General features: G+C 40.1%; 20 protein-coding genes. 13 read left to right on the top strand and 7 right to left on the bottom strand.

Going from position 1 to position 23,400, the window contains the following annotated elements; genetic code table 11:
• Positions 1-46 precede the first annotated feature (46 nt).
• The 9 genes from JF50_RS16180 (at position 47) to JF50_RS16140 (ending at position 10,615) form a co-directional block, all read left to right on the top strand.
• Positions 47-787, top strand: a complete 741-nt coding sequence (locus JF50_RS16180) for a MipA/OmpV family protein (RefSeq protein ID WP_039610454.1) — start codon at positions 47-49, stop codon at positions 785-787.
• A gap of 143 nt (positions 788-930) precedes the next feature.
• Positions 931-1,848, top strand: coding sequence for an efflux RND transporter periplasmic adaptor subunit (locus JF50_RS16175; RefSeq protein WP_039610453.1), 918 nt, complete (start codon positions 931-933; stop codon positions 1,846-1,848).
• Positions 1,838-4,867, top strand: a complete 3,030-nt coding sequence (locus JF50_RS16170) for an efflux RND transporter permease subunit (RefSeq protein ID WP_039610452.1) — start codon at positions 1,838-1,840, stop codon at positions 4,865-4,867. The genes JF50_RS16175 and JF50_RS16170 overlap by 11 nt, the downstream gene beginning before the upstream one ends.
• A gap of 19 nt (positions 4,868-4,886) precedes the next feature.
• Positions 4,887-5,552, top strand: coding sequence for a response regulator transcription factor (locus JF50_RS16165; protein WP_039610451.1), 666 nt, complete (start codon positions 4,887-4,889; stop codon positions 5,550-5,552).
• Positions 5,549-6,940 carry a sensor histidine kinase gene (locus JF50_RS16160; RefSeq protein WP_039610450.1) on the top strand — a complete coding sequence of 464 codons (1,392 nt, stop codon included), beginning with the start codon at positions 5,549-5,551 and terminating at the stop codon, positions 6,938-6,940. The genes JF50_RS16165 and JF50_RS16160 overlap by 4 nt, the downstream gene beginning before the upstream one ends.
• A gap of 19 nt (positions 6,941-6,959) precedes the next feature.
• A complete protein-coding gene (locus JF50_RS16155) occupies positions 6,960-7,415 on the top strand; it encodes a GNAT family N-acetyltransferase (protein ID WP_039610449.1) in 456 nt (151 codons plus the stop codon).
• Positions 7,416-7,570: 155 nt separating this feature from the next.
• Complete coding sequence (locus tag JF50_RS16150) at positions 7,571-8,707, top strand: glycosyltransferase family 4 protein (protein ID WP_080760263.1); 1,137 nt, start codon at positions 7,571-7,573, stop codon at positions 8,705-8,707.
• A gap of 117 nt (positions 8,708-8,824) precedes the next feature.
• Complete coding sequence (locus JF50_RS16145) at positions 8,825-9,496, top strand: hypothetical protein (RefSeq protein WP_152614566.1); 672 nt, start codon at positions 8,825-8,827, stop codon at positions 9,494-9,496.
• 126 nt (positions 9,497-9,622) lie between these two features.
• Positions 9,623-10,615, top strand: a complete 993-nt coding sequence (locus tag JF50_RS16140) for a substrate-binding domain-containing protein (RefSeq protein WP_052262366.1) — start codon at positions 9,623-9,625, stop codon at positions 10,613-10,615.
• A gap of 16 nt (positions 10,616-10,631) precedes the next feature.
• On the opposite strand, the gene JF50_RS16135 is transcribed toward JF50_RS16140, so the two are convergent.
• The 7 genes from JF50_RS16135 to JF50_RS16105 all read right to left on the bottom strand — a co-directional run bounded on the left by JF50_RS16135 (position 10,632) and on the right by JF50_RS16105 (position 18,310).
• Positions 10,632-11,501, bottom strand: coding sequence for a 2-phospho-L-lactate transferase CofD family protein (locus JF50_RS16135; protein ID WP_039610446.1), 870 nt, complete (start codon positions 11,499-11,501; stop codon positions 10,632-10,634).
• 199 nt (positions 11,502-11,700) lie between these two features.
• Positions 11,701-13,023: a Na+/H+ antiporter family protein gene (locus tag JF50_RS16130; RefSeq protein WP_039610445.1), complete on the bottom strand. Its 1,323-nt coding sequence runs from the start codon at positions 13,021-13,023 to the stop codon at positions 11,701-11,703.
• A gap of 1 nt (position 13,024) precedes the next feature.
• A complete protein-coding gene (locus JF50_RS16125) occupies positions 13,025-14,977 on the bottom strand; it encodes a transglutaminase TgpA family protein (RefSeq protein ID WP_052262365.1) in 1,953 nt (650 codons plus the stop codon).
• On the bottom strand, positions 14,967-15,917 hold the full coding sequence (locus JF50_RS16120) for a DUF58 domain-containing protein (RefSeq protein ID WP_039610444.1): 951 nt from the start codon (positions 15,915-15,917) through the stop codon (positions 14,967-14,969). Before JF50_RS16120 ends, JF50_RS16125 begins: the two co-directional genes overlap by 11 nt.
• Positions 15,917-16,828 (bottom strand): AAA family ATPase, encoded by a 912-nt coding sequence (locus JF50_RS16115; protein WP_039610443.1) that lies wholly within the window; start codon positions 16,826-16,828, stop codon positions 15,917-15,919. The genes JF50_RS16120 and JF50_RS16115 overlap by 1 nt, the downstream gene beginning before the upstream one ends.
• A complete protein-coding gene (locus JF50_RS16110) occupies positions 16,825-17,208 on the bottom strand; it encodes a response regulator (RefSeq protein ID WP_039610442.1) in 384 nt (127 codons plus the stop codon). Before JF50_RS16110 ends, JF50_RS16115 begins: the two co-directional genes overlap by 4 nt.
• Before the next feature lie 220 nt (positions 17,209-17,428).
• The gene (locus tag JF50_RS16105) at positions 17,429-18,310 is read right to left on the bottom strand and encodes a hypothetical protein (protein ID WP_152614565.1); all 882 of its coding nucleotides are present in this window, start codon (positions 18,308-18,310) and stop codon (positions 17,429-17,431) included.
• Between the two features lie 424 nt (positions 18,311-18,734).
• Here JF50_RS16105 and JF50_RS16100 point away from each other — a divergent pair, with 424 nt between their 5' ends.
• The 4 genes from JF50_RS16100 (at position 18,735) to JF50_RS16085 (ending at position 23,195) form a co-directional block, all read left to right on the top strand.
• Complete coding sequence (locus tag JF50_RS16100) at positions 18,735-20,540, top strand: RICIN domain-containing protein (protein ID WP_039610440.1); 1,806 nt, start codon at positions 18,735-18,737, stop codon at positions 20,538-20,540.
• A 400-nt stretch (positions 20,541-20,940) separates the two neighbouring features.
• Complete coding sequence (locus tag JF50_RS16095; protein ID WP_039610439.1) at positions 20,941-21,393, top strand: hypothetical protein; 453 nt, start codon at positions 20,941-20,943, stop codon at positions 21,391-21,393.
• A gap of 181 nt (positions 21,394-21,574) precedes the next feature.
• Positions 21,575-21,721, top strand: a complete 147-nt coding sequence (locus JF50_RS27220; RefSeq protein ID WP_160290491.1) for a hypothetical protein — start codon at positions 21,575-21,577, stop codon at positions 21,719-21,721.
• A gap of 1,021 nt (positions 21,722-22,742) precedes the next feature.
• Positions 22,743-23,195 (top strand): hypothetical protein, encoded by a 453-nt coding sequence (locus JF50_RS16085; RefSeq protein ID WP_039610437.1) that lies wholly within the window; start codon positions 22,743-22,745, stop codon positions 23,193-23,195.
• The last annotated feature ends 205 nt before the right edge of the window (positions 23,196-23,400 follow it).

Genomic DNA, 23,400 nt, shown 5'->3' with positions numbered 1-23,400 from the left:
CAAATACACCCAATTGACAAAGCTTACGACTTATTAAGGAGAACATATGAAACTTTCAACATACCTTTGCGCGATAGCACTCGCTTGTAGTACAGCCGCCGCTTCTGAAGAACCAGAACTTAAATTTGGTCTTGGCGGCGCGTTTATCGTTCAAGATGAGGGTTACCAAGGCGTGGGGAATGAAACAGAATTTGTACCCGCTATCGCTGTCGAGTATGGTAACTTTAGGTTACTGGGACCCTATGCCTCATACACTTTCTATAAAACTGAAAACTTCGAAATAGCAGCGATCGGTATGCTCAGATTAGACGGATATGAACAATCTGATGATCCGCTATTTTTAGGTATGGAAGACAGGGATATGAGCTTTGACTTTGGATTTGAAGCGGAAATAGATACTGACTTTGGTGAATTTGGGGTTAAGTACACACAGGATGTAACCAGCACCCACGAAGGTTATGAAGCAAGTCTGTCCTACGGTATTCCAATGAGAGTAAAGCAAGGGCGGATCATGCCCTATATTGCTGCCAACTTTGCCAGCGAAGATCTAGCCGATTACTACTATGGTGTAAGACGTTCAGAGGCCACAGCAACAAGAGCATTCTATGAGGTAGATAGCGCTACCAATTTTGAAATCGGCATCAGCAGTGACTGGTTCTTTGGTGAAAATCATATGATCAAAGCAGATGCAAGTTACACGAGTTTTGATAACACAATCAAAGACTCTCCGCTGGTGGATAAATCCGGGACTTACCAATTGTTGCTGGGGTATGTCTATGTCTTCTAAATCCAAAACTCTTGGAGTACTTGCAGTTGCCATCTTATCGCTCGCTTCAGGCTGCGCTGAGATCTCCGCACGCCCAATAGAGCAAATAAAAGCTTTACCAACAACTCAGGCTGAGCGGGTGCCCACTCCAGCAAAAGTTTTATATGGAAAAAATACAAAGTGAGAATGGCTACGACATAGCCTTATTTAATAGCGGGCGAATAGAGCACTTGGCAGTTAAAGAAGGGCAGGCAATTAGTAAAAATATGCTTATTGCCAGGTTGTATTCACCGAAATTGAAATCAAAAGTTGTAGAACAAGAAGCTACACTCAGCGCTGCACTTGCAGCCGCTGAGGAAGCTCACAATGAACTTCAGCGCGTCACAAATTTACACGCAAAATCACTGGCGTCGCTCGCAAAACTTGATCAAGCAAAAAAGTCAGCAAAAATTGCAAAAGACACTGTGACGCAAATGCGAGCACAATTAACGAAAGCCAACAATGAGCTAGATGAATTTTCTATTTATGCGCCTCAAGATGGGGTTATCGCCACCCTCTACGCAAGGGAAGGACAATTTGTCCCGTCCGAAAACCCAATTGTGAAATTTGCAGAGGCAGGGCGACACAAGGTTGAATATTGGGTGCCAGAGAAGGACGCGGTTAAACTGGATATTGGGCAAACAGTATCAATATTGGTCCCTACGTTAAACAAACATGTCCAAGGTATTGTAAGCGAAAAAGCGATCCCTACAATAAAGGGCCCATCTTTATTTAAAGTCTCTGTATTAATAAAAAGCCCAGCGGACAGATTACTGGGTCTAACGGCTCAATTCCATATACCTTCTTCAAATAAACAGGTATACCGTATTAACGCGAACGCAGTCAGATTTATGCCAAATGGCAACCCCTATATGTTGGATACCGCGAAAAACCTATTTCATATTGAACTGATCGGAACGCGAGGTGAGGACTTACTATTTACAGTTACCAAAAACGTAGATGACATTAAATTTGATACATCACCAGAGCCCACTATCAATACAAATTTAATGGCTGCTTTGGAGGATAATAATGACAAGTAATAATACGCCCAATTGGTATCAAAACCCAAGACTGATCCTAGGGATCATCGTGATTTTAGTCATGGTAGGCGTGGCAGGGTGGTTCAATGCCAACGAACAAGAAGACCCTCAATTTCCTTACCGTAATGGTTTCATTTCCTTAAGCGCTAATAATATGACCATATCGCAGCTCAGAGATACAGCGGTATTACCACTTGAACGAGCGCTCAGTGAAATTGATGAAGTGAGCACCTACCAATCGCGCATAAAACATGGCAATGCCACAATAGACATTGAACTGCACGAGCACATCTATAGTACAGATACTGTATGGGAAAGAATAAAAGATACGATCGCTCATAAACAACGAACCATGCCAAATGTTGCTCTACAGCTTATTGATAGGGCACAAGATACACAAGGCATCGTCATCGCTATCTCGACCCCAAATGACTTGTTGGAACAGCGCTCAATTGCCCTGTCACTGAGAACTGAGCTTGAGCAAATTTCTAGTATACGCAAAATCAGCCTAGTAGGAGATCCGCAAGAGCAGCTCGTGATTGATTACTCACAACAAGCCTTGCAAAATTTTGGCGTAACACCATCACAAATTAAGGGTCGATTTCAGAATCCGTCTGGCAATTCGATACAGTTTGAAAATCAAGGGCTCGCAACCAGCTCAAATCCGATTGGTAGAGTTAAATCTCTGCAAGATGTTGCAAGCAGCCAAATAAACTTAGAAAACGCCCCCCCAGTTTCAATGTCGACTTTGGCAAACATTTATTACAGGCCAAACCCAATTGCACCTGAACGTTTCATGGTTAATGGAAAACAAGCGGTAGGGCTTGCTATCACTTTACCAGCCAATACAGTACGTGTGACGGACGTTGGGGAACAAATAAAGCAAGCTGTGGACAAATTTAACAGCCGGTTTTCATCCCCACCAGCGGAAATAGTCATTTTTCAGCCTAAATGGACGCAAAAGAGAAAAGTAGATTTACTGTCATCATTAGCAACTGGGTGTCTCGCTGTGGCCATTATACTAATTTTACTCATGTCAGTTAGAACTGCTGTCATTGTAGTGATATCCATTCCAACCATCACACTTATCGCTGTCGGCATATTTACAGCGGCTCAAGGCGTGATCCACCAAATGACGATTGCAGGTCTGGTTATATCACTTGGCTTGATGGTCGATAACAGTATCGTCATGGCAGAAAAAATAGTGCAGCTAATCGACCAAGGAATGAACAGGGTGCAGGCAAGCAAACAAGCCGTAAAGGCCCTTTACAAACCACTCGCAACTGCAACACTTACTACCATTGCCGCATTTTTACCTATGCTACTTGCAAAAGGTAGTGTCGCCGATTTTATTGCGTCTATTCCTGTTTTGGTGATTTTGTGTATTGGCATTAGCTATTTCATTGCATTGCTTTTCATACCCATTTTAGCCACCTATACGCTTAAAAAGATGACTCAAAATAAATTTAAAAATAGTCAACTTCAAAAACTTGGAATTAAGATCACCACATTTTCACTCACCAATAAAAAAATGGTTTTGGCAGGCGTAACATGCATTTTGTCACTCATGGTGATATTGCCAAAAGAAAATGGTGAATTTTTCCCCAAAACAAATCGGAATCAAGCGTACATAGATATTCAATTGCCTTATGGAAGTAGTATTGGCAAAACCACCCAAGTCGCCAACGAAGTCAGTGATAGCATTCAAGCGCTTGGCTTCATCACACAAACTCTGATTTTTAGTGGCTCTTCTGGACCAAGATTTTACTACAATCTTGTACAGCAACCTGGTGAGAGCCATATCGCCCGTATCGTTTTCGAGGTGGAAGAACATATTAACCTCAAAGAAATTGTTGAACGACTTAACGTGTTTTTACCCCCCAACTTTCCTGAGGCGCTCATCATAGCAAGAGAGCTTGGACAAGGTCCGCCGATTGAAAGCCCTATCGAAATAAGATTGATGAGTAATAATCACATGTCAAACTTAAGCGCAGCTGAAAAAGTTTTTATGCTTTTAAAACAACATGACTCTACCCAACATGTGAGAAGGGCGTATAGCTATGGTGTTGCCAATATTGATCTGAGAATAGACCAACAATCTCTCGCCCTCGCAGGATTGCACGAATCAGATATATCTGACTACCTGTCTTGGCAAGGAACAGGCTTACCAATAACTGACCTCAATTATAAAGTAGAGCCTGTTACGCTCGTATTACAGGATACGACTTCAGACCAAAGTCTAGCGCGTATAATGTCATTACAAGTCATTGATAAAAATGTACAGTTTTTACCAATTTCGACTTTTTTATCTGCTGATATCAAGGGTACAGTCGCCGTAGAAACACGTCGCAATGGTCGCTCAGAACTGCGTATTCTTGCTGATGTAAAACAAGGCTTCGACGAAGAATACGTGCTTAAAACATTGCAACCTGAGATAGAGGCAATTGTAAAAAAATACGATGTAAGCATGCAATTTGGCGGGGAATTGGAAGAGTCACAAGAAGCAAATACAGCGCTACTTATGGCATTACCCGCAGGGTTAATCCTCTTGTTTATAGCTTTAATGATACAATTTAACTCTTATAAATTAACCGCATTGGTCATGATCAGTATCCCGTTTGGTGCGATAGGTGCGCCAATCATGCTGTCAGTCATGGACATTCCTTTTGGGTTTATGTCACTACTTGGCATACTCGCATTAATGGGCATTGTCGTAAACACTGCAATACTACTAATTGAGAGCACCATTGAGCAAATCAGAGCTGGTAAAACAAAAATACAAGCTATTGATTTTGCAATTTCAACTAGGTTAAGGGCGATTATATTAACGACCATCACCACAATCATAGGTATATTACCCTTAACATTTGGACAAAGCCCACTTTGGCCACCACTTGCATGGGCGATGATCGGCGGGTTACTGAGTTCCACGTTAATTATGCTGTTTGTAATGCCAATCTGTATGAACTGGTTAATTGATCCAAAAAGGCACTTACTACGAATTAATATAGAACAATAAAAAAGGAAAATTTGAATCTATGCGCATTTTAATCACAGAAGATAATCAACAACTTGCAGAGTTTATTCAACAAGCCATTTTGCAAGATGGTCACGCAGCAGATATCGCCAACTGTGCATCTGAAATGAACCATCTTCTGTCTAACTGGCAATACGATGCGATGGTTCTCGATCTTGGGTTACCAGACACAGATGGCATCGATGTAATTAGGCAGCTAAGAGGTGCTGATAATCCAATCCCCATTTTAATTTTAACTGCTCGTGGCGGAGTAGAAGATCGAATAAAGGGACTCGACTTAGGTGCCGATGATTATCTCAATAAACCCTTCGCTATTGACGAGTTAAAAGCGCGTTTACGCGCAATTTTAAGACGCCCTGTTGAATATGCAGGTAACGTGTTAACGCGAGGGAATGTCTCTTTAGATAGCAAATCTCGACGCGTTATGGTCAATGATCAGAATATCAGTATGGGCAAAACTGAAGTTGCTATTTTGGAGTACATGATAAGGCATGCAAGTTTAACGGTAGGCAAAGATGCCATTTATGACGCAATATACGCGCTGGGCTTTGAAGTCACAGATAATGCAATCCAAGTGGCAATGCATCGAATTAGAAAAAAGCTGGAACAAGCTGGTGCAAGCGCAGACATCAAAACCATCCGAGGTATAGGATACATATTGTCATGAAACAGTCAGGCATAACCAACAAGGATTCATTGGCACGTAAATTATTCATCCTATTTAGTGTAATGGGCGGGGCTGTATTTGCACTGATCGGTGGCATCCTTTTTTTGTTTTCAATCAATTTCGCCAACATCGCTGTCGAAAAAAGCATGCATGGCATGGCTGAAGACATACCAGAAAGCCTCCATTTCGACGAGCAAGGTACACTCATATACTCATCTACCAACATGGCAAAAAAATGGGGGTACGATGCCTTATTTAATAATTTGGCATTTAAGGTGATTGACCGTGCATCAAATAGTGTCATTCTGACTTCTAATAAACACTTGGAGACATCGGCCGCATTATTAGCTCTACCGATTGATTTACCTGAGGGTTATTCCTTTTCAAACGGCATTGATCGATATCGTATTGCCGTGACATTAGACGATAGAGCACTTTATGTTGATTTAGCCAGAGACGACCTAATCGGAGAATTAGCAAATGAAGCGGTTCTTCCCATGTTAGGTCAAGTACTCACGCTCACAATGATTGCGGCATTTTTGATATTCATTTGTGTCGGATATGTCTCGATTAAAGCAGTTGTAAAACCAGTAAATAAAGTCGCTGAACAGCTAGACGGCATAGAACCTTCTCAACTGGATAGACGCTTAGACAAAAAAGGCGTACCAAGCGAAATGCTGCCTCTGGTTAATGCGTTGAATGACACCATGGAGCGAGTTGAAAAGGGCTTCAAAGAACAAAAGCGATTCGTGGCCAATGCCGCCCATGAATTAAAAACACCGCTTGCCGTATTACGCACTCGGCTTGAGTTGGCCAATGTCCCTGAAAAAGTTGGCTGTGAGTTAATGGGCGATATTGCCTATATGACTCGAGTCGTAGAGCAACTTTTAGACTTATCACGTGCTCAAAACCAAAATAGTTACCTGCACAAACCAGTGAATATATCTGATGTAGCAAGAGATGTGTGTATGTTGCTGGGCCCACTCACGGTGACACATAACAAAGAACTGGCACTTGAAGAAATCGATAAAGATGCAACCGTCATTGGCGACCAAGCCGCGCTTATTATTATGCTGAAAAACCTCCTAGAAAATGCGCTAAAACATGCAGAGGAAGGCGCGAATATCATTGTTGAAGTTGCTAACGACCGCATATCAGTGAAAGATTCAGGTCCCGGTATCAAAGAAGAAGATAGAGTGAAACTGTTTGAGCGTTTTTGGAGAAAAGAGCAATCAACACTAACCGGTAGCGGATTAGGTTTGGCCATTGTGCACGAAGTCACTCTTGCCCATAATGCCAAAATAGACGTGGATTGCAACAACGAGCTGGGCGGTGCTACCTTTCATGTATATTTTTATGATAGGGTGGAAAACGTATCTCTTTCGTAGCAATTCAAGGAGTTGAGCTATGCAATATAGAACGATAGAACGTGCAGACCTTGTTCAGGTTTCTAACATTGTGTCTGAAGTCTCAAACATAGATATTTTGCCGCATTTTTGTAAGCAAGGAAAAAGTGAGTTTATAACTCGTGTCATTCCCGACCTAGAAGCGACAATGAATTCAGCCCTATTTGATACCATTGTCGCCACTGAGAATGATCACATAGTTGGTTTTGCAGCAATTCGAGAAAAAAACTACATAACGCATGTCTTTGTCTCAAAAAATGCGCAAGGGAAAGGAGTCGGGAAGGCTTTAGTTAGCAAGTTACTGGGCTTCGCTAATGGCAAGCAAGTCACTTTAAGAGCGTCAGTTAACGCGCGCAGTTTTTACGAAGCACTCGGGTTTTGTGCAACAGAGCCTGAAGGTAGATTTAACGGAATACGCTTCATACCTATGTCGATAGCAGTCAATAAAATTGGTTAAATTCATACATATAAGCTGCCAAGCATTTTTAATTTGCAATGCAATTTGCACTTTTTCATTACCTTGATAAATATTTTCCATTTTAAAACAAACACTTAAAACTGGCCTACTTCTTGAAATTCAATATTAATTAATCAAATTGAGTAGGCTAGTCTATGAAGCACATTGGAATATATACAACATCGAGGAACCTCGACGAAGTCACTATGATGCTCAGTGAAGCAAATGCGCTGGCTGAGATTGGACATAAAGTTACGATTATTACCAAAGTAAAGTATAAAAACATACGTAACTTACATAAATCAGTCTCTATTTTTTATTTGGGTGCGCCAAATATTATTGAAGCAAGCGGCCTGGGCTCGACCATTGGCTTTCTTCGCCACTGTTACGCTATTTGGAAACAGTTCAAAGGCCTAAACTTCTTCGACTTAATTGGTAAAAGTACAAAGCTTTCAAATGTGCTCAAACAAAAGGAAATCGACCATCTGCACTGTAGCTTTAATCAAAGCGACTATTACGTCAGCTTGGCCAGTACAAAGTGTAACAACATATCGCTGTCCTCTTTTTGGGATGTCACGGGCCAAAGCAAATTAGTTAAGAAACAATTTAGGCTCTTTGAGCAATGTGATTTACCTCTCATGGAACTTGAGTGCCAAAGGCTGCCTGAGCATGTACAGCCATTGGTATTAAACAGAGGGTTAGACATCTCTAAATACAAACCCTATGAAAGAAATAAACCAAGCCTGAAACTGATATTTATAGGGAATATCGTCAAAGAGTCTGGACTCACAACGATTTTGAACGCACTTGCTAATTTACCTGCGCGCGTTGAAGTTAACCTCGACATTGTAGGTGATGGACCAATGAAAAAGGCCTTAGTGAATGAATTAATTAGAAAACGACTAAATCGGCGAGTACACTTCTTAGACGCAAAACCTAGATCTTGGATATTAAAAAAGTTACCTCAATACAGTGCCATAGTTGCTCCTTACTGTTCCGATGCTAGCCTTGCACAAGTCAACAATATTACATATGTAAAAGAAGCAATGGCTTGTGGAGTGCCTGTATTAACGTCAAACATCGCGGCCTGTAAAGAAATAACAAGCTCAAATACAGGTATGAAGTGCCCGCCTAATAGCATCGATGCGATGTGCAATATGCTGACAGCATTTATGCAGTTGAGCACGTATCATCAACATTTACTTGGTAAAAACGCGAGAAAATACGCAGAAGACAACTTTAATGTAAAACACCAAACAAGGGCGTTATCAAGATGGATTCAGGCTTTATAGATTTTAGCAAAGCACTACGCGACAAATAATCGTTTTGTTCTATACCTAATATATAGAGGTGTCTCTTTTAGAAGGCACCTTGTATTTAATGACACAAACAAAACAGGGAGTAGCGTGGTGTCTGACTCGATATATAGGGCATTACAAGGCTTAAGCCGACGAGAAACTATTTTATGTAAACAAGGCAGCAGACTGCCTAAGCACCTTGAATTTAAGCTATACGCTTTTTATCTATCACTCATTTTGTTCGCCATCATTATCGCCTTTATATGGCAATTGACGCGATTAGAGACTTTTAAAATTACTTCTTTAGTACTGCTGTTATCAGGCTACTTTGGGATTATTGCGCATCCAGCACTGTTGTTCATTGTCAGAAGCAAGGAAATTAGCAAGCATTTCAAAAACCCATTTAACATCATTTACGCAAACGCCCAAGAGACCGAAAGCATAGACAAAAGATACATCAATTACCTTGCGACAAAACGCCCAGAACAACTTGAACTGGTATTACTCGAAGTCAAAGCTCAAAAGCATATATTTGAACAAAAAACGGCATTGTTGGTTGGGTCAATAGAACGGATCGGCTTTGCTCCCGGCATACTTGCTTTGCTTATTTCGCTTGATAAACTCAGTGAAATTGAGCTCGATTGGGTATTGTCCATCGCATATATCATCCCGATTATTTATTTTTTCGGTGCATTCAGTCGGCTTCTTGCCTCTAAAGTGTCTCGCCATATCACCATACTAGAGCTAGCACTGAGTAATCAAAAAGCAAAAGTGGAATCATAAATAGTAATTAAAGAGTACATAAGTACATTCAAGTTGCATGATCTAATTCATTGCTATCACATAAAAACACGTTACACTCTAAACGTTAAGGTGACATATCATAAATTAGTCAAGGACTTAGAATTAGTGACTGATGTGAAGCGTATTACATACTACTTAGCTGTTGGACTAGCTTTATTAAGTCCATGTGCACTTGCACAATTTACTTTTGCCTTAATTGGCAAAACACAAAACGACAGCTTTTATCAGCAAGCGTTTACTGGCTGTAAAGCGTTCGCTCGCAAACAAAATGACCTAAAATGTGTCTATGACGGGGCAGATGACTACCAAGATGTTCGGACACAAGTACTCATTGTGAAAGAGTACATAGATAAAGGCATAGATGGGCTGTTAATATCGACGACTGACTCAAACCACCTTGTCGCTGGGGCATTGCAGTATGCTCAAAAAAAAGGGATCCCTGTCGTCACATTTGACTCTGACTTGCTTGTGCAACAACGTGAATTTCGTATGGCCTATCTGGGCACCAACAACTTCGATTTTGGGGTAGCACTTGGTGAAGCTGCAAGAAAGTACAAAAGCCAAAATCCTCAACCTATATGTATTCAATCAGGTCACTACACAACACCCAATTTGAATAAAAGAATAGAAGGGGTGAGATTTGCATTGTCAGGAGATGGCACTAAGAAACTAGAAGGACAATCAGGGTGGATAGAATACGAACGCTGCCCTCTCTATACTTTGGGTAAACGTGACGAAGCACTAAACCAATTGATCACCATTCTAAACTACGAAAACCCACCAATTTTTATTGCGGTGGCGGGTTTTGCTCAATTCAGTGAAGATTACATACCATCGCTAAACAAATACAAAGGCGATATCACGGCACAAAAAGTGATTATCATCTCCGCAGACACAGAAAACATTCAACTGAAAGCCCTAGGACTCGGATTATCCACAATTAACATCGGTCAAAAACCGTATCAAATGGGCATGAAAAGTGCTGAGCTTCTATATCATTATGTTAAAACAGGAAAAAAAACCAATAAAGATTCATACTACCTAGATTTTCATTACTGTGAACAAAAGAATGCAATGTCTTGCACAAATAATCACTGAAGCACATGACTAGTCACTAATATCTGGCAGGTGCAATGTTTAATTGTGCATTAATCATTGCTTCGACAGACAACGCACTAGGTACATCAAAAAGTGTACTCATCATACCTAGCGTCTTATTATGCACGACATCTTCAGGACTCACTGACATACTTTCTTGATAGTGATACTTTACAATCTCAGTAAATTGATTCGAAATCGTCACATCAAAGAACTGATAGCCAATTTGGCATTTCATCCAATGCAAATATTCTGATGATGTACAGCTGTTCACCAGCTTACTTGTGGAGTTAGGCATATCAATGAATAATCGACTGGCGGTCGTTTCTAAAAGCGCTCTTCTTATGTCATGAATTAATAATAACGGCATTAAATCGGTAATTGGGTTGCAAGGACCAAATATGATTAAATCAGCATCTTCTATCACAGACACTGCATCCAAGGACGTGTTTACGTCTTTCGAAAGGAAAACCTCTTTTGGTAACGCCGTTAAATTATTAATGTTCTTTGAGCCTACAACGGTCTCTCCTCCATAAGTAATGGCGATAAGGTCAGTTGCAAAGTCTGACATAGGTAATACGTTGTTAGCTGTATTGAGGGATTGATTAAATACGGTCATCGCCTCGGTTGGCGTGTGGCAAAGTAAAGCCAACAGCTCTAAATTTGCAATATGGCTTGTTTGCTCCTGCGCTTTAGATGAGTTCAACGCAAGACTCATACTCTGCAAAATTTCGAGCTGAGAATAGGAAAGCAGGGCACATTTATTATCAATATCGAAACTCGGCTCTGCGGTCGCACATATTGCACTTAATCTTTGGCATAGGGGTTTGAGCGACTTCATTAAATCAAGCATTTCTTGTCCAGCCCCAATGAACACTACATTCATATTTTCGTCCTCACATTTGTTCTTGTCAAAACGATTGCAGTTAACAGGCCAACATTTAAGCTGTTGATTTTATTTCTTTAAAAATTTATGGATGGTTTGATATTTTCATTTTGAAACGCACATTGAAAAACACTGATGTTTATGAAAATAAGCACAAGAGACTAAAATAAAAAGGGGCCCTTATGGCCCCATTCTAACTTTACAACACCATGGCTGCAATCCAGCCGAAGACAAGCAGCGGTATGTTAAAATGAATAAAGGTTGGGACAACAGAATCCCAAATATGGTCGTGCTGACCATCGGTATTTAATCCTGAAGTGGGTCCTAATGTTGAGTCTGACGCAGGGGAGCCTGCATCGCCCAATGCTCCCGCAGTGCCAACCAATGCAACGGTTGCCATTGCTGAGAAACCGACCTCTAAAGAGAGCGGTACAAATAATGTCGCGATGATTGGCACTGTCGAAAATGAACTGCCAATCCCCATAGTTATGAGTAACCCAACAAGCAAAATGACCGCTGCAGCGATAGGCTTACTATCTCCAATTAGATTTGCACAAGTTTGTACCAAAGAAGCGACATCACCGGTTTCTTTCATCACTGAAGCAAACCCTTGTGCAGAGATCATAATAAAGCCAATCATTGCCATCATCGCCACACCTTTGGTGAAGATATCTGAGTTTTGTTCCCATTTTATCAAACCGAACAAAGCAAACATCATCACACCGACAAGTCCACCTAAAATCATTGAACCACTGACATTCTGCGCAAGTAGTGAACATACAACAGCGATACCACCAGCAATCAATACTTTACGTTGATCTTCTACTACCAAATCGCTGCGCTCTGATGTCATTTCGCTTGATTGGTAGTCTCTTGGTTTTCGATAACTGAAAAACACGGCAATGAATAAGCCTATCAACATGCCTACTGCCGGTATTATCATTGCGTAAGGTACATCTGTGTTTATGATCTCAAGACCGTTGTCAATTAAGTTTTTATGCAAAATCGAATATAAATAAATCCCACCAAAGCCATAAGGCAAGACCATGTATGACGTGGCAAGACCAAATGTCAAAACACATGCAATGGCACGTCTGTCCATTTTTAGCTTATTAAAAATAACAATTAGAGGAGGGATCAAAATGGGTATGAATGCAATATGGACTGGCACGAGGTTTTGAGACGCAATTGCACAGCACATAATCACCAACAGAATAAGCATACTGAGGTATGAGGCAGAGTCTTTATTTTTACTGTTCACCAAGCTTAATAGCTTATTTGCCAGAATTAAGGTCAAGCCTGATTTAGATATTGCGACCGCAAAGGCACCGAGCATCGCATAGCTTAGCGCTATCTCAGCACCGCCAGACAAGCCATTATTAAAAGCATTGAGTGTGTTTTCAAGCCCTAAGCCAGCAGTTAAGCCTGCGACTAAGGCACTGATTGTCATCGCCACTATTACATTAACTCGAAATAGTGAGAGGCCAAGCATTAAAATGACCCCAATAAGTACTGCATTCATATTATTTTATTTTTGCCTTTTTTATTATTTGTTTATTGAGTTGAGACAACCTTCGATACTGATGAGAAGAAAGTGGCTGTGCGTTGTATCGTGCACTTTCGAACAATCTATAAAATTCAGTGAGCTCATCAGCCGCACTAGGCCATTGTACCTTTAGACGCTCAAATATCTGCTTTGGCGTTAATTTATCAGATTTTTCGTCACTCAACATCATTAAGTGATTATAAATTCTGACTTCTTTTGGCTCTCGAAATTTTGACCTCATAGTGAGGTATATAAACCAGAGCCCAAATACGATGATCAACAACACAACGACACTGAGAGCGGGTAACAGCTTATTTTTTTGACCAAAAAGCATTTCCAGTAGCGAAGACTGCTTTTTATCATCAAAATTCAGCACCCAGCGAGTCCACTGAAAATCGATTTGTTCTAACTTCAGACGCAACCAATTTACAGCAGCAATGTCAGAAAAGGCATGTAGGCTAAAACCTAGGTTCTCGTTAAATTCTTGTTCTAAGTCGACCATATCGGATAAAGAGCCCAGTATTCTTTGTGGTGAAACCCAAGCGGTTGGATCAAGCCTTTGCCACCCTAATTGTGGCACGTAATACTCAACCCAAGCATGAGCATCATACTGATAAACCGCATAATAATTACTCTCATCATTAAATTCTCCCCCCAAGTAGCCAGAAACAAGACGCGTCGGGATCCCCACTGAGCGCATCAAAAAAGCGGCTGAAGAAGCATAATGGCCACAGAAACCTTCTTGGGTTTCAAACAAAAATTCATCAATGGCATGCTTTGAATTAATACTGGGAGGGGACAAACTATACTGAAAACTCTGCGCCAAGAAAAATGCTTTCATATTAATAATAAACGCTTCGGTCGAAGAGGCTGTTTGATTGAGCTGTTTCGCTAAAGCGATGGCTTTGGGATTTATATCGCTCGGTAGACGCGTATTTAAGTTAAGCTCCCACTGAGATGCTCTCGCATCATCCAGTTTTATTGGCGAGACCTCGTACTGCATCGGCTTATTACTCAAATTCTTTTGATACAGTATGCCAAAGTAATTCACCTTAGTGCCATTGCTAGCCGGTAAACCTGCGCCAAGCGTGTAAAGCCAACGCGTATTAGAAGGGTTAGATATAACAGAGTAAGTTGATGAGCCAACTGGTTCGTATGTTTTCACCAAAGGTCTAGCCTGCAAATTAGACATTCCCCACCTTTTTCCATCAAAACTGTCGTGAATAATCGCTCGCCAATAAAAAGGCGGTTGAAACCCACTAGATTCAGGAAGTAATGCTCTAAATGCGAGTTCAGAAGAACGAGATAAATCGGATATCTGAAACGGGTCTACATCTTCAGATAATCCTGTAGCCGCATTTTTAGCATTAGGTAACTGCCAAAAAGGGGGCAGTTTAGGCACTAGGACAACCATCAAAATGGCAAGAGGTAAACTAAATATAAACTTTCTAACCGAGTTGTTTATTGATTGCTTGATTGGCAAGTGGTGTGTCACGCTAAATAACTGAGACAAGTTAAGTAACAAAAGTGCTGCGACAAATAAAAAGGACAAGATATTTTGCGAGAACAAATAAAAACAAGGGTAGGTAAAAAAATTCAGTAGATAGACGCTTTGAGCCTGCTGTTTCGTTGCTACCTTAAGCATTTTTAGTGAGCAGGCACCCAATAGCATTGCCACAAACATTTCTATGGTTTTTTGAAATCCAAGAGACAGAAACACCACAACGATGACCGTGATAGCCAATAAATTAATGATGATGTTTGACGGCTTTTTAACAGCACCAGTGGACACACTCAGTTTAAAAATACAGATGAGTAGAATCGAGACGCAAAATACATACCCTAAGCTTTGGAACAGAAGTAATGAGACGCCACAGTAAACAAATGACGTAATGAGCGTATTTTTCGCTATTAAGTCTCTAACATTCACTTAAACTCTCCAAACAAGCCAACACATGCTTTTCTCCATTACTGGCTTGAATGTGAAACCCAGGTAATTTTAAAGCGAATTCATGTCCTAACCTATCGGCTTCGAGTACCTGATAACAAAGTTTTGATAAACGGGTTTCTTTGCTACCTTCCACTAAGCTGTAGTCTAACGTTAAGCTAATACCGTGATTATCCCCTGTATAGTCTTTCACCAAAAGCTCATGATTTTTTGCAAAGTGACGCCATGAAATGCGATTTCTGTTCATACCTTTTTGATATGACTTTAGACCGGAGAATTCATCCAGACTATCTGATCTTTTTGCTAGTAACTCGGTATCTTCTCCCAAGTCTTGTACTTCATGTAAATCTAATGGGCACTTTAGTGGTAAAGGGTAAACGTAAAAGGTTTTGTCACTCACTAGATAACTCCAGACATTAACCAAGCCGAAAGGGTAACAGCTGTGGATTTTAAATTTACCCCCTTGATACTTCCCTCTTTGTTGCAGTCTTAGGGCCGAAACCTGCCCAGTGGTTGGCTCAAATAAGTTACACTCTGTTAATCCATCGCTGTCATATTCGGCACTGATCACTGACAAAGAGATCACATTTTTTTTTGAGAAGACCCGGAATTTCGCTTCATTATGGTTACCGCAAAAATTGTTGCGTATGTCTAACAGCTCAAGTTTGACACCATGCAAATTAAAGTAGCCATAAAATAATGAGGATATTTGTAGCATTAACATCAAATATGATACACCAAGGATCAAATTATTCTGATAATTAATACCGATAACAAAGTTTAAAAGTGCAAAGACGAGAAAATACAAGCCTCGCAAAGAGGGCACCACGTAAATATTGTTGTGCGCAAGTGTAATACTGTTTGCGCTATGCTTCTTAGTTATGACTTTTTCGATCCATTGCTTATAAAAAGGCAATGTCATTACACAGGCACCGGTACTTGTTTGAAGATTGAATTTACAACATCCAACTGCTCACTACATGGGATATTTAACCTATGTCCAGCGACACAGCCAAATATAGCCTGTACATCATCCGGTAATGTGTAATCTCTACCTGATATGAGCGCATAAGCGCGTGCAGATAGACCAAGCGCGATACTCGCACGAGGTGAAAGTGGGTCGCTAAACTCGCCAGAGTCTCGAGTGTATCTCACCAAATCAAGAATGTACTGAACAACTGGATCTGAAAGCTTCACTTTCATCACTTCATCTTGAAGCGCAAAAAGTTGCTCGTCTGTCATGTTACATTCGAGCTGTCGTGTCTCGAAGGTTCGCTTATTACCTTGCAAAATCAAACTTTTCTCAACTTCTGAATCTGGGTAACCAAGGCTTATTCTCATGAAAAAACGATCTAGCTGAGACTCTGGTAACGGGTGCGTACCAGACTGATGCAATGGATTTTGAGTCGCAATAACAAAAAAGGGTTGGGCAAGTCCATGTGTTTGTCCGTCTATCGTAACTTGGCCTTCTTCCATGGCTTCTAACAATGCGCTTTGTGTTTTTGGACTGGCTCGGTTTATTTCATCTGCTAATAGAATCTGACTAAAAATGGGCCCAGGATGAAAATCAAAAGTATGAGTTTGAGAATTAAAAATACTCGAACCCGTAATGTCTGCTGGTAACAGGTCACTCGTAAACTGAACCCGCTGATAGCTCAAGCCAAGTACATTTGCCAAACCATGGGATAGGGTGGTCTTGCCCATTCCAGGCAAATCTTCAATAAGCAAGTGTCCTTTGCTCAACAAACAACATAAAGCTAACTTAAGTTGCTCATTTTTGCCCAAAATAAGTTGAGAGAGATCTTCAATTATCTTTGTTGTCAGTTGGCTCATGCAATCATTTCTAACCTTTTCATTACGGTATCAACTTTTTTAGCATTGAAGGGTTTTGCGATGAAACCTTTGGCTCCGAGCTCCCATGTGTTTTGCACATTCTCCAGACTATTGTGGCCAGAACACATAATCACATGTGTGTTTGGAAACTGGTCATTCACATATTCTAGAATTTGCGTACCGTCTGTATCGGGCAGCTCAATGTCTAAAAAGAGCACGTTGGGCGCTTTGGACTCTAATAAAGGTTTAGCCGAGGTGAAGTCCTTTGATTCGTAGATTTCTTCGAATCCTAAGTTCTCTAAGATGTCTACCAAGTAACTGCGTACTTCTTCAACATCATCAATAATAAGTATAGGTTCTAGGGGTCTAACAAGTTCCATATTGTAATACTTTCTGACTGCAATTGACTCAATACTAAGGCATGGCGACAACGAGCTCAATGGTTTATTTAAATCAAATGAGCGAATAGGCTATGGTCTATTATTTATTCGGTTTTAATATAGTATACAAAACTGAATACACAATTAAATAAGTAATGATTAGAACCAATACTGATGTACTTGTAGACGCGCTACTCTCACTACGAGCTCGTTTTAACAATCAATCAGCTTGCAAGCTGCGCTTAAAATATTGCTCTATAAATGCTTTGAGCTCCTGATGTTCTTTTTCAGGTAAATAGTCAAAGTGTGCATTTAAAAATGGCGGCTTATCATACACGCTCAACATAATTTGATTAACTTTTGCAATAAACTGACGACTTACTTCCGTTTTATTGCACATAAAATGCCCCACTATGATCTTGGGTGATCCAGCAATGTGATATGAGCGCACCGGCAAATTAACATGATTGCTAAATCGATGAAATTCAGCAGGATAATTGAGAAGAAAATCAACACGTTTTGAAATGAACATACGGTATACAGTCTCATAATGATCCGCACCGCCCCTGAATATCAGGTTTTTTCGGTCAATTTTATCCAGTTGAGCATCTAGGAAGTCACCATAAGAAAAGTTTTCAGCTATCACAATCGCGGTTTGATTATATGATTTAAATAGCTCAACAAGAGAAGATATCTCATTTTGCGTGTTTAAAACGGGTAGTGGAGCCAGTGATAAGTCATGATGTGAATACAACTTATGCGCCCAATAAAAATTGACAGGTAAACTAAACAGGTACTCGCTTTTCCTTTCCTCATTTTTAATCATATTGAGGTTACAGGCCGCAACATTAGACTGCTGCAAAGATTTAATCGCGCGCTTGCGGCTTGACTTAACATAGTGCACCTTCATGTCTTCAATCTTTGAGAGTACAAGCAGATTAGTTGCACCCGCGATGTTTTCAGGTTGCCTGACTTTAGAGCTGAGTAGCTCAAAATCTAACTGATCATCAAGATATATGTGCACACCATGCGCGTATACACTTAAACTAAAGGTACAAGCAGCCACCAATAACATGCAAGCTAACTTATCACTGCAACTCACTATCTATGCCTCAATCATTAAGCCACTTATAAATTGTAGCTGACAATCGGATTTCACCACACTCATTTGACCAATTGTTTACAAAGAGAGAATCATCAAACCTGACTCTTGTAAGACTTACCATCATGTTAAAGCCACATATCAGCGCTTAGCTTGAGCGGTTGTATATATTGTCATAATAAAACGCCTTATTTAAAGACGACAAAACAGTCCAAATACCTAACTCCTTTGCTTACAGGCTTGATTGTAAGACTGTCTATTACTTCAACGCGCCAACGCAATAAAAAAGTCACATTATTTACATCTGTAATACAGTGTAATAGAACACCCCACCTCATTGATGTAATTTACAAAACGAATTCAAGGCCATTGTGCATGTCTTTGAGCGTCGTGTAATTAAACAATAATAAATTTGGAGTAAATAATGGGTTCACGAAAAGGGATCGTAAATTCAGCAGTCGTTGCCTCTGTGGTGGCGGGTTCTATGGTGATGACTAACCAAGCAAATGCATTTGGCTGGGGGAGCATAGGTGACTTCTTTAAAGATCCAATCGGGACTGTTGGTGGTGCCGTTTCACAAGTAGCACAAGTAGTTAGACATGTTACAAGCCCTGTGACAACTATTGCAATTGACACATTGAGACACGGTGCAAATGTTGTAAATAGTGCAACTAATTTGGTTGGTGTTGATTCTTCAGCGATTACTGGCAAAGCCATATCACTTGCTCAGCAACTTGCTACTTTGGACAACATTGGTACATTTGTAGCAGACCAACAACAAAAACTCGCCGCACTTGAACATTTTGCCACTGTTGCAGTCACCAATGCACACCACTTAGGTCAATTAGAAGCATTAGTTGATGGCGTGAATGAGAACAACGTTGAAGTGGCAAGAACCATCGTACACAGCCTAATAAAAGACATTGATTATCATACGTTAAAGCTGGTCGTCGATCAGGTAAAAACATATGATGGCGCACAATCTCTGATGTTTATGGTTAATAAAGGTAATCTAGGAGTAGGGGTTGCTGTTGACGTGAACGAACTTGAACGCATCAAGTATGGCCATCATTCAAACCGCCACGAACCAATCATGAGCTTTTTTGTTCAGGCTGTGAACCCAGGGACGCCAAATAACCAATTAAAATTTTCTGTTGGCTACCACAAAAACCCGCCTTTACAGGTATCCGGAAACAGCGTAAGCCTATCAAGCACAGTTAAAAAAATGAAAGTCAGCCTTGCATTTGCTTCGTTGAATAGCAGTGACTTCCTTGCGCTGGTTGACGTGCAGGCTTTGCGAAATCAACATAAAATGACTGCGGTTGGCGTCAGTGCAAACCCAATTAGCTTGCAAGCTGGTAGCACATCGAGACAAGTTGTATTTAAAGAATGCCAAAACGGTCGATTACAAGCGAACGGCGTTGATTGTAATCAACAAGATTTGTCTATAAGTGCGCTTACCGGTGTCCATGCTTTGGACCAGCACACTGCATTAGGTGGTGTATCATTTACATTTAAATCATTCGGTAAAGTGGATGGTATGTACTGTGTACAAACAGTAGAGCCCGCAGATCCGCATACGTGGCACGACAACTATTTTTGTTCATCCCAAGATCTTGGTATGAAATGGTCTTTTGCAGGCCCAATTGACGGCATGCGCTGTACGCAAATCATCGAATTAGCAGATCCGCATACATGGCAAGATAATTACCTTTGTTTACCTAATGACTCAGACTATTTGTTCTCTTGGAGTAGTGCTGGTAAAGGTAATATGAAAAATACAGTAAGATGGTTAGAAGCCGCAGATCCACACACTTGGAATGACAATTATCTAGGCATTGAAAAACATGTTGAGATGAAACTATTCGATAGGTGTTTAGATATTGCAGGGTATCACCCTAGCAATGGTCAAGACATCATGCTGCATGACTGTCACAATGGTGCGAACCAAAAATGGTTGTTCACCAATGATGGAAAAGTAAGAAGCAAAGTAGACTATAACAAGTGCTTAGATTACAGAAACTCAGCAACAAGCAACGGTGAAAAACTGATGATTTGGGACTGTAACACCAGCCCAACACAGCAATTTGAGTATGTTAATGGCCAGTTAAAAACGGTTCTACAACCATCTCGCTGTGTAGATGCACCAACACCGCACAATTTCACAAGAACACATTTGTGGGATTGCCCAGTGCTAACAAGGCACAACAACGTGGTTATTTCGAACTAATACACAGACACTCTGCCGGAAAGTGATGCGCTTTCCGGTAAGGTTTTTAGTTGAACCGGTTAAACTATATTCTAAATACGATCAACACCATTGAAGAAATCCGCATTAATTCAGATACTTCCGATCTACTCTACATTGGGCAAACTCAAAATACTTGAAAGTACAAACAACTGTTAGCGCATACGCATTAAGGTTTTAGTCGGTGTAATCCAGCGCTGAAAATCCCGTAATGGTCACACTTAGAGTTCCCATTTTGAGTGCTCATCTTTGAATCAATGAGTTTAGAATAGCAGGGTTGGAATAGAAAATTAGCCGTAAAAATATTCTACATATTAGTTGGTTAACACTTCCAACTTGTACAAATATTATGCTTAGTACAAACTACAACTAAATGTGTAATATGAAAATCTACAAATGGACTAACCCCAAAAAAGTAAACCTTCGACTGCCATTTCTTTACCATATTTGCATCAATACAGGTCAAACAGAGTTTAATTACATTGGAAAAGCATCTACAAAATCTAGATTAAATGAATACCGCAGAAATGTCGCCAGAATTTTAGATGGCAAAGCAAGGCGACCAAAGACAAAACGTAACGGTGAACCGCAATCACCTAGCAATCTAAAATATCGTTACGTGCACCTAGTGTTAGCCCTAGCACACAAACAAAACTGGGAAGTTAAGCATTACCCAATTGAAAATGTGGAAAAAGAAAATCTAAATAATAGGGAGCAACAAATGATTGAAGAACTCAATACAACCTGCGAACATTTTGGTCTGAACGAAAAACCGACTTGGGAAATCGAAGAGCTGGACACGCTATCGAAAAAGCTACTTCAAGGTATAAAGTAATTATTTAGGGAACTTTTTTAAATCAAATTACCTCTTAAATAGAAAGCATGGATTTTACTTAGTTTTAAATCATGCTTTAAACCGCCATACACATGCTTTTAATTACTCCTAGTAATTTTACTTACCTAAGCAAAATGCACGTGACAGAGTAGTTTCAATTTCACAAAAGGAGATTAAGAAAGTGAATACAAATATAGCAGTTAAAGACCTAAAACGGGTTGTCGCTGGCATTAACAACGGTGGGGATCGTGGTGGCCCTCCAGCTTCTTACATTCAAACGACTATAGAAATACAAAAAGTTGCAAGTGAAAAGGGTGCTGACATTTAGGTTGTCCACCGCACCGTACTCAATAAAATTATCTGTCATTAAAAAAGGAAAACAATATGATCGAATTAATCCCAACTAAAGAATTAAAAAAAATAGCTGGCGGCGTGGCTGGTAATTGCCACCAAGGTGGTCCTCCTCATACCCGTAAGTAGATATATTAGCCGCTATGTGCGGCTTTTTTACTTAAGTTTTGGGAGCATATTAGTTACTAGTTACGATTGGACCAAACTAAATTCTGAACATTTAGACCTTGGCTGACATAATTTTCCATATTTACAATATGTTAGTTGAAATTTTAAATATTCACAGATTAACCAATAACCTTTCGAATTCACATCAACAGCGATTAGGTTCAGTTTTACAAAAGGGCATTAATAAAATGAATAAAAATATAGCAGTTCAAGACCTAAAATGGGCTGTCACTGGAGATAACAGCGTTGGGGATCGTGTGGTGGCACTCCAGCTTCATACTGTCTAACGGCTAAAGAATTACAGAAAGCTAAAAGTTGAATTGGTAACAGAGGTATCGATAGCCTTCCGCTCTCAACTAAATAAAACCCAACTCTAATTAAAAAGGAAAGTCTTATGATCGAATTAATCCCTACAAAAGAATTAAAAAAAGTAGTGGGTGGTGTGACTGGTGGTGGCGACCAAGGAGGACCCCCTCAGTCAAACAAATTATGATATAAGCCGCTGCGCGGCTTTTTCAGGTATTGTAGATAGCTTTGTGTAACGACCACAGGCCAAAGGTAATTTGAAAGGAAAAACACTTTTTAAGGTTCTGATTTTAAAAACGTGAAGATACTCAACAAACCTGTAAAAATTTAAGGAACAAATCAACAGTAGGGCACTTGCACCAATCTTAATAAATTCAACCAACTAAAGCTCACACAAAAATTAATCAAAAAATATCAATAATTTTATTTGTCATTTTGCGCTTTGAGTTGCTAAACCTAACAATGCATAGAGCGATTTCAATCAGTTCAACTCTAATAACATGTAAGCAGAGGAAGTAGATAAGATGGCACTTAAACCAACAACCACAGCACAAGATGCTTACGTTGAAATGTTTGAAAGACACCATAGCCAAGCGCACAATGAGTTAATAGATAAACTCAACGAAGTGGCATTGAAACTGTATTCAATCTCAATGGATAAACATTATCTCAGAGATGCAATTTTGCTTGAAGTGTCAAAGGCACTGATGGAAACCAAAAAGTATTTTCGCTCATTGGAGTCCAATACACCCCGAAACCACGAGACCGAAGGCAAGCTCGTGATGCTTTGGGGCTTAGCCGCAGCGCCACTGAGCATGATAGATAAAGAGCTAGGTATACTGTGCGAGCTAGAAGACGAAAATTGGTTGCACCCAGATGGTTGGACTAACGATGAAATTATCGAATTTGGTGAGAAGCTCGATTTAATATCACGGACATTTATGCGTTTGTCATTTCCAGTATCTGTTTGGCATTAGAGAAACCCAAGCATACCCAAAATAGACACAGCTTAATATCTTAAGTCGAGTGCAAGATATATCGAACATGTGTCATTTCTCAAAAGCCCCATTAAGTCCGATACTGGTAAGTATTGGACATTTAATTGAATTAAAAATCATTTTTAAGCGTCAATAAAGTAGTGGCATAGCCTTGCTTTAAGCAGTTAAAATCTTATTTAACATA

Source organism: Pseudoalteromonas luteoviolacea (genome assembly GCF_000814765.1).
GTDB lineage: Bacteria > Pseudomonadota > Gammaproteobacteria > Enterobacterales > Alteromonadaceae > Pseudoalteromonas > Pseudoalteromonas luteoviolacea_H.
The sequence above is the reverse complement of the archived record's forward strand: the minus strand, read 5'-3'. Positions and strand labels throughout refer to the sequence as shown.

What these genes read in the sequence shown, in the direction of transcription:
- JF50_RS16170 (WP_039610452.1), top strand. Translation starts at nt 1,838, where the DNA reads ATGACAAGTAATAATACGCCCAATTGGTATCAAAACCCAAGACTGATC.
- JF50_RS16180 (WP_039610454.1), top strand. Translation starts at nt 47, where the DNA reads ATGAAACTTTCAACATACCTTTGCGCGATAGCACTCGCTTGTAGTACA.
- JF50_RS16175 (WP_039610453.1), top strand. Translation starts at nt 931, where the DNA reads ATGGAAAAAATACAAAGTGAGAATGGCTACGACATAGCCTTATTTAAT.
- JF50_RS16160 (WP_039610450.1), top strand. Translation starts at nt 5,549, where the DNA reads ATGAAACAGTCAGGCATAACCAACAAGGATTCATTGGCACGTAAATTA.
- JF50_RS16165 (WP_039610451.1), top strand. Translation starts at nt 4,887, where the DNA reads ATGCGCATTTTAATCACAGAAGATAATCAACAACTTGCAGAGTTTATT.
- JF50_RS16135 (WP_039610446.1), bottom strand. Translation starts at nt 11,501, where the DNA reads ATGAATGTAGTGTTCATTGGGGCTGGACAAGAAATGCTTGATTTAATG.
- JF50_RS16085 (WP_039610437.1), top strand. Translation starts at nt 22,743, where the DNA reads ATGGCACTTAAACCAACAACCACAGCACAAGATGCTTACGTTGAAATG.
- JF50_RS16155 (WP_039610449.1), top strand. Translation starts at nt 6,960, where the DNA reads ATGCAATATAGAACGATAGAACGTGCAGACCTTGTTCAGGTTTCTAAC.
- JF50_RS16115 (WP_039610443.1), bottom strand. Translation starts at nt 16,828, where the DNA reads ATGAGCCAACTGACAACAAAGATAATTGAAGATCTCTCTCAACTTATT.
- JF50_RS16095 (WP_039610439.1), top strand. Translation starts at nt 20,941, where the DNA reads ATGAAAATCTACAAATGGACTAACCCCAAAAAAGTAAACCTTCGACTG.
- JF50_RS16150 (WP_080760263.1), top strand. Translation starts at nt 7,571, where the DNA reads ATGAAGCACATTGGAATATATACAACATCGAGGAACCTCGACGAAGTC.
- JF50_RS16120 (WP_039610444.1), bottom strand. Translation starts at nt 15,917, where the DNA reads ATGACATTGCCTTTTTATAAGCAATGGATCGAAAAAGTCATAACTAAG.
- JF50_RS16110 (WP_039610442.1), bottom strand. Translation starts at nt 17,208, where the DNA reads ATGGAACTTGTTAGACCCCTAGAACCTATACTTATTATTGATGATGTT.
- JF50_RS16100 (WP_039610440.1), top strand. Translation starts at nt 18,735, where the DNA reads ATGGGTTCACGAAAAGGGATCGTAAATTCAGCAGTCGTTGCCTCTGTG.
- JF50_RS16130 (WP_039610445.1), bottom strand. Translation starts at nt 13,023, where the DNA reads ATGAATGCAGTACTTATTGGGGTCATTTTAATGCTTGGCCTCTCACTA.